The sequence below is a fragment of the Weissella muntiaci genome (genome assembly GCF_008107635.1).
GTDB classification, from domain to species: Bacteria; Bacillota; Bacilli; order Lactobacillales; family Lactobacillaceae; genus Weissella; species Weissella muntiaci.
The window spans coordinates 58,037-69,652 of sequence record NZ_SDGZ01000026.1; the positions used below are offsets into that span (position 1 = coordinate 58,037).

Below are 11,616 nucleotides of genomic sequence, written 5' to 3' on the forward strand. Positions count from 1 at the left end.
GGAAGCGGAGATATGAACCTATTAGATACAGTTATTGGCTTAACCTTTTTAATCATATTAAGTAATGTTCTTTCGCACTTTATAAAGCGAGTACCGGTATCGCTAATTCAGATTGGTCTTGGTTTGCTGGCCGCCGAATTTTTTCATGTCGAAATTGCCCTACATACTGAATGGTTTCTACTATTATTCGTAGCTCCGTTAATTTATTCCGATGCTTGGCGGTTTCCCAAAAAAGAGTTGTGGGAGTTGCGCGGACCAATTTTTGGTAATGCGATCCTATTAGTATTTATCACAACAATTCTAGGCGGTTATTTAATTACGTGGATGATCCCAGAGGTTCCGTTGGTGGTTGGCTTTGCGATTGCGGCAATCTTGTCACCAACTGATCCAGTTGCGGTACAATCAATTGCCAAGCAAACAGCGCTGCCTAAACGGATTTTACATGTCGTTTCAGGTGAAAGTCTGATTAATGATGCAAGTGGTTTGGTGGGATTTAATGTGGCTGTACTAGCTGCAACAGTGGGGACGTTCTCGTTGGCGGATGCCGTTGGTGAGTTCTTCTACAGTTCGATTATGGGAGCTATTATTGGTCTCGTTGTGGGCTATTTAATTAATCGTTTGACTGACCTGTTAGTTAATCGTGGTAATAAGGATGTTGTATTCCAAGTCGCAATTCAGTTGGCGTCACCTTTCTTAATCTTTATGATCGCTGAAATATTTGCAGCTTCTGGTGTGATCGCAGTTGTGACTGGTGCAATTATTTCTAACCTACGCTCACAAAATGATCTGAATTATGCTGATGAGCTTTCGGTTGTTGGTTGGAATACGTGGTCAGTCTTTGCGTATTTTCTAAATGGCTTCTTATTCCTGATCTTAGGGATTGAACTACCAGTAGCGATTCAGTTCCATAGTAGTGGTAATCAGATTGGCCTGCCAATGATGCTGTTATTTGCCTTCGGAACTTGGTTGATTTTATCGGCGATTCGCTTTGTGTGGTTATACATCAATCAGTGGTTCTTACAATATCGGCATAACGATGGCAGCAAGGTATCATTGCGCGTGACCTTAATCTCGACATTATCAGGGGTTCGTGGCGCTATTACAATGGCGGGTGTAATGTCAGTGCCCTTATTGACTGATGCAGGCATGCCATTTCCACAACGACAGCTGATGTTGTTCATTGCGGCTGTCGTTGTGATAATTTCATTGTTAGTTGCAATTATTGTTTTACCCATGATTGCTGGGCATGACGTATCCTTGAATCAAAATATAAAGAATGATCAAAATAAATCAGAGCCAGGTGTGGCTCGCCATATGTCACAGGCTCGTGCGCAGATATACGCATTACAATCTGGAATTCGTGAGATTGAGAAGCAGCAATACGATGCTAATCAAGCAATCGCATATGAGTTGATTACGCGTTATCAGGCTCAAATTCGGCGGATTCAGTTAGAAAATCTACACTCAGATCGATTATCAGCAATGTTGAAGGCTGAATTTGATCTGCGAGATTTGACGTTGATTGCTGAACGTCGCCGACTGCAAAAGTTGTTTATTGATGGAAAGATTGTGTCATTGGTTTACATTAGTGAGAGTCGTCGTCTAGATCAAATCGAAGATAATTTACAGGATTTGGTTGCAAAGCGCCAAAATTGGTCACGGGCGAGTCTTCGCCGACTGATTCGGTATGTCTTTAGAAGTATTCGAATCTGGTTGAGCGATGAAGATTCGCGTCAGCTCCGTGAAGAGTATCAATTAGCGCGCCGCGAGACAGCACAGGCGGTCATTGATGAGTTGAATGACTTCTTAGAAAATCGTGGGCACAATATATCGCGTTTTGAACAACAGGCAGCATATAGTATTCTAGTAACGTATCAATTAAGATTAGCTGGGGCAACAAATTCGGATGACGACGCCGATTTTGATAGTACTACGGTACAGATGGAGTTGGAAGTTTTGGGCTTGAGTGCTCAGCGAATAGCTGTTCAAAATCTATACGACGCCCACTTTATTGATTATCAGACTGGTTTGAAATTACGCCAAACCATTAATTTTGCAGAAGCAGCTTTATTAACAGAGGAAGAATAGGAGGAACGACGTGGATATTGAAATGTTTCTACGAGAAATAAATTTAATGCGCGTGATTGACGTTCTCATCGTTTGGTGGATCCTTTATCGCTTGCTTTTGTTAATCAAAGGAACAAAAGCGGTTACGATTTTACGTGGGATAGCAATTTTGATTGCTGTTAAATTGGTTTCTTGGTATTTTGGCCTGTCAACGATTTCTTGGTTGACAGATCAAATTATCAATTGGGGAGTTGTCGCGTTAGTGATTATCTTCCAACCAGAGATTCGGCGAGGTCTCGAACATTTGGGACGTTCATCATTGTTTAAAAAGCAATATGCCTTTGAGGCTGAAAATCGATTGGTTGATGAACTCGATAATGCCATTCAATATATGTCGAAGCGTCATATTGGAGCTTTGATTACTATTCAGCAAGAGACTGGTTTGGAAGAGTATATCGAAACAGGAATTCCGATTGATGCTTTAATTACGAGTCAGTTATTGATTAATACCTTTATTCCGAATACACCCCTACATGATGGGGCGGTCATTATTCGCGACAATCGTTTAGCGGTTGCGGCGGCATATCTACCACTATCAGAAAACCCAACAATTCCAAAAGAACTCGGAACGCGACATCGAGCCGCAGTTGGGATTTCAGAAGTGACAGATGCCTTGACCATTGTTGTATCTGAAGAAACTGGTGGTGTCACGATTACGCGTAATTCAGAGCTAATGAAGGAATTGACGCGCGAAGACTATCGGAATTACCTAGTTAAACAGTTAGTGCCAACAGAGCCAGACGACACGAAAACGATTATTCGTCGAATTCGTCGTTTGATAAGGAGGAAGTAGCCATGAAAATTTCTTGGGAAAAACTATTTTACATCCTTGGTTCATTGCTGATGGCGATTTTATTGAGTGTTTATACGACGGGTCGAAGTGATACATATTCGACGAAGAGTACTAGCACGACTACTAGCAGAACAGGGTTACCTTCTTTTACAAGTAGTGAGACCGCAAAAATATCAGTGCCAGTTCAAATTAATGGGGCTGACAGTAATAAATATTTGATTGAAGGTGTGCCGAATACGGTTGATATTAGTATTACTGGATCGGCGGCCTTAGTTGCTGCTGCTAAGAACACGAAGAATTTTTCAGTTTATATTGACTTGAGTTCACTGAGTGAAGGTACGCATACTGTGCCACTCAAGGTACAGGGCCTGAATCGTAGTTTAACGTATAGTTTGAGTAAGAAAAATTTGAATATCGCAATTTACAAACGTTCAGTGGCTTACTACACAGTGCACCCAGAATACAATGAAAGTGCGATTGCATCAGGTTACAATGTTGGAACGGTAACCTCATCGGTAACGAACGTTGAGGTCATGGGACGAGCAAGCCTAGTTAATCAAGTTGATCGGGTTGTTGCAACTGTGCAACTGGGTCGCGACACGACCAGTACGACCAGTCATACTGTTGAGCTGAAAGCGCTGGATAGTGATGGAAATACCGTCGACGTTACGATTTCGCCAGAAGTTACAACAGTCCGTATTCCAGTGACTGCTGGGACTGGTGATAAAACGATTCCAATTAAATTTACAACAAAGAATGGAACAGCGAGTGACTTTGACATTACTGCCGATGTGAATGAATTTACGGTTCATGGCAAGATGAACGTCCTCAATAAACTAAGTGCGATTAATGTGACGGTCGACTTGAAGGATGTTACATCGACAAGTCAACAGACGGTACAGGTCGATACACCAGATGGGGCGGATAGTATAACGCCAAATACGATTAACGTGACGATTACACCTAAGGAGTAGAAATCAAAATGGTAGAATTACATTATTTTGGAACTGATGGAGTTCGCGGGATTGCGAATAAAGAATTAACTCCAGAATTGGCCTTTCGATTGGGGCGTATGGGCGGGGCAGTTTTGACCCGGCACGCTGAAGGACGACGTCCACGAGTGTTGGTTGGACGTGATACCCGCATTTCAGGACAGATGCTAGAACATGCTTTGATCGCGGGATTGCTTTCTGTTGGTATTGAGATTTTACGCCTTGGGGTGATTTCAACGCCTGGAGTGGCTTACTTGGTACGTGCACAACAAGCTGATGCAGGTGCGCAGATTACCGCTAGTCATAATCCAGCTGAGGATAATGGTATTAAGTTTTTTGGGGCCGATGGTTTTAAACTATCAGACGAGCTTGAGGGCGAAATTGAGGCCTTGTTGGATACGACTGAAGACACTTTGCCTCGACCAGCGGCTGAGGGTCTAGGGACAGTAACTGATTTTCCAGAGGGCGCTCCGAAATACCTCAAATTCTTGCAAACAACGACACCGGTTAATTTTGAAGGAATGAACTTGGCAATCGATGCTGCTAATGGAGCGACAGCTAATTTGGTTGCAACATTGTTTGCAGATCTCGATGCAGAATTTGTTACTATGGCGACGGCGCCTGACGGCTTGAATATCAACGCTGGTGTTGGATCAACTCATCCAGAGAAGTTAGCCGAATTAGTTGTTGAAAGTGGCTCAGAGGTTGGTTTGGCGTTTGATGGTGACGGTGACCGTCTGATCGCGGTGGACGAATTAGGAAACATCGTTGATGGCGATCAAATTATGTTCATCATCGGAAAATATCTATCTGAACGTGGTCGTTTAAAGCAAGAGACAATTGTGACAACCGTTATGTCAAATATCGGGATGTACAAAGCCATGGCTGAAAATGATATCTCGTCTGTAAAAACGGCCGTTGGAGATCGATATGTGGTCGAGGAAATGGTTAAGTCGGGCTATAATCTTGGCGGTGAACAATCAGGTCACGTGGTCTTTTTGGACTGGGCGACAACTGGTGATGGGATGCTAACGGCACTACAGTTATTAACGGTTGTACGGGAAACTGGGCGACACCTATCTGAGTTGGCAGCTGAAATGACCGTTTATCCGCAAAAGTTAGTTAATGTGATTGTGCAGGATAAAAAAGCGGCCTTAAATAATCAAGCAATTAAAGATGTGATTGAAGCTGTTGAAGATGAGATGGCTGGGGATGGACGCGTATTGGTACGTCCTTCTGGAACCCAGAATCTTTTGCGAGTGATGGCTGAGGCACCAACTGTTGAGCAAGTTAATGCTTACGTACAGCGGATCGTCGATGTCGTTGTTCGTGAAGTTGGTGTAGAATAACATTAGGTTCTAGGCTGGATAATCCCGCAGTGTGCGGATTTATCCAGCCTTTTGAAATGAATTTATAATCAAAGGGGTATTAGTTCAATGGCTGATAGGCAAACACTTGATATTATTGAAGAAATTACACGAATGGATGATTCGACATATCGGGAAATTGGTAACTTATTACAGAATGGTCAGGCTGAGTATGCGGTTGAACATGGCATGATTAAAGAAGTACGAATTATGAAAATTAATATTCCACGTTCATCAAATGTTGAGAAATATGAGGACTATGTAAATAGTAATTTTGAAATACCTAGCACAGTTGCGGTTGAACAGTGGACTGAATGGAAAAAGACGCCTGAGATGGAAGCCTTAGTTGAAGCCATTCTTAATGAAAATCAATTGAGCTAAATTAATAAATTTAGTAAGTTTGTTGCTTGCTTAATGCAAAAGTTGGTAAAATGGTTGGTAAGTTTATTATTGTTGGAAAGGGAATAAGTATGAATATTGGTTTTTTCACAGATACGTATTTCCCACAAGTTTCTGGGGTGGCTACGTCAATTCAAACATTACGTCGTCAATTAGAGGCTCAGGGACATCGAGTGTATATCTTTACATCAACCGATCCAAAAGTGAAGAAGGGGACGCTGGAGGCGAATATCTATCGGTTTTCAAGTCTGCCTTTTGCGGGCTTTAAGGATCGGCGGATTGCCTTTCGTGGAGCAATTCAAGCGCTTCAATTAGCGAAGCAATTTGATTTGGATATTATCCATACTCAGACGGAGTTTTCTCTAGGATTAATGGGAAAATTTGTTGCGCGACGTTTAAAAATACCGGTCGTACACACATACCATACTAATTACCAAGATTATTTGCATTATGTTGCTAATGGGAAAATTATTCGACCAGCAGGAGTCGCTGTGATGGCACGGGGCTTTATGGTTGGTATGACAGGTGTGATTGCACCTTCAATCCAGACGTTCAATGTGTTAACTGAATATCGGGTTGAATCACCAATTGAGATTATCCCAACTGGTGTGACCGTATCACACAATGAAACTGAAGATCATAGTGCTGAACTACGAACTAAATTGGGGCTGACTCCTGATACGCCAGTGGTGATATCAATTGGACGAATTGCCTTTGAAAAGAATATTGAAGATGCTTTGTCAGCATTTGCAGCCGTTCTAGAGGATATCCCATCAGCACACTTTGTGATTGTTGGTGGAGGGCCGGCCATGGCGACGTTGCAAGAACATGTGCAGGCTTTGGAAATCGAAGCAGCCGTTACCTTTGTGGGCGAAGTTAATCATGGTGAGGTTTACTCTTATTATCGATTAGGCGATGTCTTTTTATCAGCATCAACATCTGAAACACAAGGGTTGACCTTTATTGAGGCGATCACGGCTGATACACCGCTAGTAGCGATTGAGAGCCCCTATTTGAAAACGGTGGTGACTGACGTTGCGATTGGAACTTTGGTGGATGAGCCAGAGGAGTTGTATGAGCCCTTGAAGGCTTATTTGGAAGCTAAACTTGCTCAAGCCCCATTAGGTGATGCTCAAGCGCGTGAACGTGTTTTGTATGAAATTGACGAGCGAACCTTTGGTAGAAAGGTCTTGGACTTTTATAGTGAAGCGTTGGCTGTGTATAACGAAGAAGAAGACACAGAAGCGGCGGACGCCAAAGATGAAGAGTATGCACGTTCCTTTTTAAGGAATCCCTTCAGAAAAGAGAATCATGATTAAAATCAATATGTTTTCATCTGCCGAATCGGTTCCGGGTCAAGGCGTGGGTTCCGCATATCGGGAGTTAATTAATTTATTAAAATCGCATTTTGCTGACACGATGGCAATTCGCATTAATAAACTAAGCCGATCAGACATTAGTCATTATCACACGATTGACTTCTGGTTCTATCTATCAACATTTCTGCCAGGTAGAGGTCGCAAAATTGGCTATGTACATTTTCTACCTGAAACTTTAGAAGGATCAATTTTATTGCATTGGCCAGTTAAAAATATTTTTTATTGGTATGTAATGGCTTTTTATAAGCGCATGGACCATTTGGTAGTGGTGAATCCGACTTTCATCGACAAACTAGTCGAGTTAGGGGTTAAGCGGGAGAATGTCACGTACATTCCAAATTTCGTTACCAAGGAACAATTTCATCAGTTGCCAGCGACGCAAAAGCAGACTTTGCGGGTGGAACACGGCTTTGCTCAAGATGATTTTATCATTTTAGGAGTGGGTCAAATCCAAGAGCGAAAAGGTGTTTTTGACTTTATCGAGTTGGCCAAGGCAAACCCGCAATGGCAATTTGTCTGGGTAGGTGGTTTTTCGTTCGGTTCAATTACAGCCGGGTATGACGAATTAAAAGTCGTGGTGGAACATCCGCCAGCAAATCTCTCATTCCCGGGAATTGTTGATCGAAAAATTATTAATGAATATTATAATTTGGCAAGTGTATTCTTGTTGCCTAGCTTTGCCGAATTATTTCCAATGTCAGCTTTAGAAGCGTTTAGTACCGGAACACCAACGGTTTTACGTGATTTAGAGTTGTATCAAGCGATTATTGCGGGATATTATCTACCAGCTGTTGATCGAACTGCAATGCAAAGTGCGCTTGAACAGATTGCGACTGATCCAGCACTACAGGAGAAACTTTCGGTAGAAGCCCTTGCAGCTTCTGAACGATATTCTGCTGATAATGTCGCTGAGATCTGGGATGGTTTTTATCGGGAACAAGCAAAAAAGGGGTGATGTGATGTCAAGACGAAATCGCTACGTCTTCTCAGTCATGTTGATTGTTGGGATAGCAATTTTTTACTGGTCTTTTAGAACAGTAAATTTGAAGCAGGCATGGTTGATAATTGAAAATGCAAATTGGGGATGGTTGCTAGTTGCATTGTTGGCAATGGGCGTATACCTGTTAATGGAAGCAATTGTAGTGAAGGTTTTCGTTGATACGCAAAATGCGAAGTTGTCATGGGGACAGGCGCTACGAGTGCCACTAGTGGAACAATTTGGTAATGGAATTACGCCGTTTTCAACTGGTGGACAGCCAATGCAACTAATCGCATTGGCGCAAGCTGGCATTGATGCTGGTCGTGCGAGCTCAATTTTATTAATGAAATTTGTGGTTTATCAAGGTATGATTGTGGTCAACTTTATCCTTGCATTGATCGTCGGATATAATTATGTAGCCGACAAACTCCATGCTTGGGCCTTGTTCATTCTATTTGGCTTTGTAATTCATTTGGTTGTGATTGTTGGATTATTGCTTGTGATGTATTGGCCAGCATTTACACGGAGCATTGTGATGGCAATCTTAGCGCCGGTTAAATGGTTCAGTAAGCAGAAGCATCAAGCGTGGCAGCAACTTTTAGATGAAAAGATTGATAATTTTCACGAAGAAAGTCGCCGGATTTCACGAGACTGGGGCGCATTACTAAAGACGATTGGTTTGACGTTCGTCCAGTTGTTTTTCTACAATCTGATTCCTTATTTCATCCTATTAGGTCTAGGCGCCACCCATGCCCATATAATTTTGGTGACAGCACTAAATGTTATTATCGTGATGATTATTTCACTCTTCCCAATTCCGGGTGGAGCTGGTGGAGCTGAAATTGGCTTCGGTTTGTTGTTTAGTCCCTTCCTTTCATCGGCAGTTTTGATTTTGGCGATGATGATCTGGCGCTTAATTACTTATTACTTTGGCATGTTTGCCGGTATTATTGCCTTTAATATTGATGGGAAAAAAGAACGCAGTTAAGAAACTTTTATGTTACCTTTCAGAAATCTCGGTATAATTTAAAGTTAGCGTGTATTAGTAAATCGATGCAAAATAATTTATTTAGGAGTAAGAGCATGAAACGAGTATTTTCGGCTATAAAAAATTGGTGGCCAGGATTAAACTCAACGATGGGATTCTTCCTTCTGTCAGTTGCTTTAGTTTGGTTAAAAACATACTGGGCGTATAATACTAAGTTTAATCTTGGTGTTTCTGGTGGAATACAGGAGTTTCTATTATTTTTTAACCCAATTCCAACAGCTGTGATACTTTTAGGGATTGCCCTGTATTTCCGAGGTCGAATTGCCTACTGGTTGATGGTTTTAATTAATCTATTGCAATCTGTTTGGTTGTTCTCAAATATCTTGTATTATCGTGAATTCTCCGACTTCCTATCATTCTCAATTATGGGATCGGGTAGTTCCGTTGATAACAATCTATCGAAGGCAATTTCGGGGATTATCAACCCAACCGATTTTCTAGTTTTCATAGATATCATTATTTTGATAATCCTGTTGTTAATTAAGGTAATCAAAATTGACAAGCGGCGGACACCAAAGCGTGTGGCTGGATTAACAACGGTATTAGGAATCGCATTGATGTTAGTTGGCTACGGCGTATCTGTCTCAGATCGTTCAGGTCTACTAACACGGACCTTTGATAATAACTATATTGTTAAATATCTGGGGTTAAACGAATATGCAGCCTACAACGCCGTTAAAACAAAGCAAACCGCTGACGAACGTTCAAATGCAACAGCCGATCAGTTAGCACCAATTGAAAAGTTCGTAAAGCAATTAGACACAGACGCTGATCCAACTTATTTTGGCGCACTTAAAGGTAAGAATATTATTGTGATTCACCTTGAGTCGTTCCAACAATTCTTGGTGGATTATAAGGTTGACGGTCAAGAAGTAACGCCAAACATCAATAAGTTCTATCATAATCAAAATACGATTGGCTTCAGTAATTTTTATAATCAGGTTGGACAAGGAAAGACTTCCGATGCGGAAACGATGTTGGATAATTCGTTATTCGGTACGGCATCTGGATCGGTAATGACCAACTATGGTGCAACAAACACATTCCAATCATTCCAAGGTTATTTGGATCAAGATGGCTATACAACGGCGGCCTTCCATGGTGATGTACCGTCATTTTGGAATCGTGAGGCAACTTATAAATCATGGGGTTACGATTATTTCTTCAGTAAGTCGTACTATGCTAATGCTGACAATGCGTCTTACAACGTTGGATATGGTCTGAAGGATAAAATCTTCATGAAAGATACGGCTGAGTATTTGCAACAGCTACCGCAGCCTTACTTTGCTAAGGTGATCACTCTGACCAATCATTATCCTTATACATTGGATAAAGAAAACATTGATTTCCCAGCCACTAAGACTGGTGATAAGACGGTCGATGGTTATGTTCAGACAGCGCACTATTTGGATGAAGCTTTTGGTGAGTTCATGGCATATTTGCAAAAGTCAGGCATGGATCAGAATACCGCGGTCGTCTTATATGGTGATCACTATGGAATTTCTGAGAATCATAAGGCAGCCATCGCGAAGTTACTTGGTAAGTCATCTGTAACTAATTATGATTTAGCCAACTGGGAAAAGGTGCCATTTATGATTAATGCTCCTGGACTAAAGGGAGGCATCAATAATACGTACGGTGGCGAAATTGACGTTATGCCAACTTTGATGAACTTATTAGGGATTTCTGATAAGAATACGATTCACTTTGGCTCTGACTTGCTATCATCCGCCCATAAGCAGATTGTTGCTTTCCGTAATGGTGATTGGGTAACGAATGAGTATACGAAGCATAATGGACAGTATTTTGTCACGGCGACTGGAACTCAGATTACGCCAAGTGAAGATCCGCGGGTGGCGACATTTGTCAAAGAGACCCAAAGTTTTGTTAATAACACGTTGAGTTATTCAGATAAAGTTGTGACCGGCGATTTGTTGAGATTCTACAAGAATCCTGATTTTAAAAAGATCAATTCGAAGAAATATTCGTACAATAAGGCAAAGTCTTTGAAACAATTGAAGGCTGATCAGAAGAAGGGAACTTCTCTGATGGCTCAAAACAATAATCAAACGACAATTGGTGATTATATTACGAATGCTCCTGAACTGAGCGATTCTAGCAGTTCTTCAAGTAGTGATAGTCAAAGTTCTAATTAAAAATAAAAAGGTTGGATAGTTGTTAATTAACGACTATCCAACCTTTTTTGTAGTGTTTGGGTAAAGGCTTTAAAGATTTGTTTAAGCGTGAAATTCTCAAATGTATCAGTCGTTTTAAATTAATCGTATCTTGAATGATTTTCAATGAATGCTTATAACATCATAGACGATTGTTTTTATCTGCAATCGCGAAAAACAAATGAATTTTCTGTGACAATTTCTTGCGTTATTTAATAATATGGTCTTGACGGTCAATGAACTTTTCTGTAATATAATCCGAGTTGGCCAAGGTAGTTTAGTCTACCAAAGCCGTGATATATCAAAGTCATTGACATTTGCTTATGATAGAGATATGATATAAAAGTTGTCGAAAGGC

General features: G+C 41.2%; 9 protein-coding genes. All 9 read left to right on the plus strand.

The features are described 5' to 3' along the window. The first annotated feature begins 12 nt into the window (after positions 1–12). The 9 genes from ESZ50_RS10685 to ESZ50_RS10725 all read left to right on the plus strand — a co-directional run bounded on the left by ESZ50_RS10685 (position 13) and on the right by ESZ50_RS10725 (position 11,240). On the plus strand, positions 13–2,088 hold the full coding sequence (locus ESZ50_RS10685) for a Na+/H+ antiporter (protein ID WP_148623823.1): 2,076 nt from the start codon (positions 13–15) through the stop codon (positions 2,086–2,088). A 22-nt stretch (positions 2,089–2,110) separates the two neighbouring features. Further along, positions 2,111–2,920: a diadenylate cyclase CdaA gene (gene cdaA, locus ESZ50_RS10690; protein WP_148623842.1), complete on the plus strand. Its 810-nt coding sequence runs from the start codon at positions 2,111–2,113 to the stop codon at positions 2,918–2,920. 2 nt (positions 2,921–2,922) lie between these two features. Further along, positions 2,923–3,894 carry a CdaR family protein gene (locus ESZ50_RS10695; RefSeq protein ID WP_148623825.1) on the plus strand — a complete coding sequence of 324 codons (972 nt, stop codon included), beginning with the start codon at positions 2,923–2,925 and terminating at the stop codon, positions 3,892–3,894. 8 nt (positions 3,895–3,902) lie between these two features. Further along, positions 3,903–5,261 carry a phosphoglucosamine mutase gene (gene glmM / locus ESZ50_RS10700; protein ID WP_148623827.1) on the plus strand — a complete coding sequence of 453 codons (1,359 nt, stop codon included), beginning with the start codon at positions 3,903–3,905 and terminating at the stop codon, positions 5,259–5,261. A gap of 87 nt (positions 5,262–5,348) precedes the next feature. After that, complete coding sequence (locus ESZ50_RS10705) at positions 5,349–5,660, plus strand: hypothetical protein (protein WP_148623828.1); 312 nt, start codon at positions 5,349–5,351, stop codon at positions 5,658–5,660. 89 nt (positions 5,661–5,749) lie between these two features. After that, entirely contained in the window at positions 5,750–6,997 is a 1,248-nt protein-coding gene (locus ESZ50_RS10710) for a glycosyltransferase (RefSeq protein WP_148623830.1), read from the plus strand. Next, positions 6,990–8,012, plus strand: a complete 1,023-nt coding sequence (locus tag ESZ50_RS10715; RefSeq protein ID WP_148623832.1) for a glycosyltransferase family 4 protein — start codon at positions 6,990–6,992, stop codon at positions 8,010–8,012. Before ESZ50_RS10710 ends, ESZ50_RS10715 begins: the two co-directional genes overlap by 8 nt. A gap of 4 nt (positions 8,013–8,016) precedes the next feature. Further along, on the plus strand, positions 8,017–9,024 hold the full coding sequence (locus ESZ50_RS10720; RefSeq protein ID WP_148623834.1) for a lysylphosphatidylglycerol synthase transmembrane domain-containing protein: 1,008 nt from the start codon (positions 8,017–8,019) through the stop codon (positions 9,022–9,024). A gap of 95 nt (positions 9,025–9,119) precedes the next feature. Further along, positions 9,120–11,240 (plus strand): LTA synthase family protein, encoded by a 2,121-nt coding sequence (locus tag ESZ50_RS10725; RefSeq protein ID WP_148623836.1) that lies wholly within the window; start codon positions 9,120–9,122, stop codon positions 11,238–11,240. Positions 11,241–11,616: the final 376 nt, after the last annotated feature.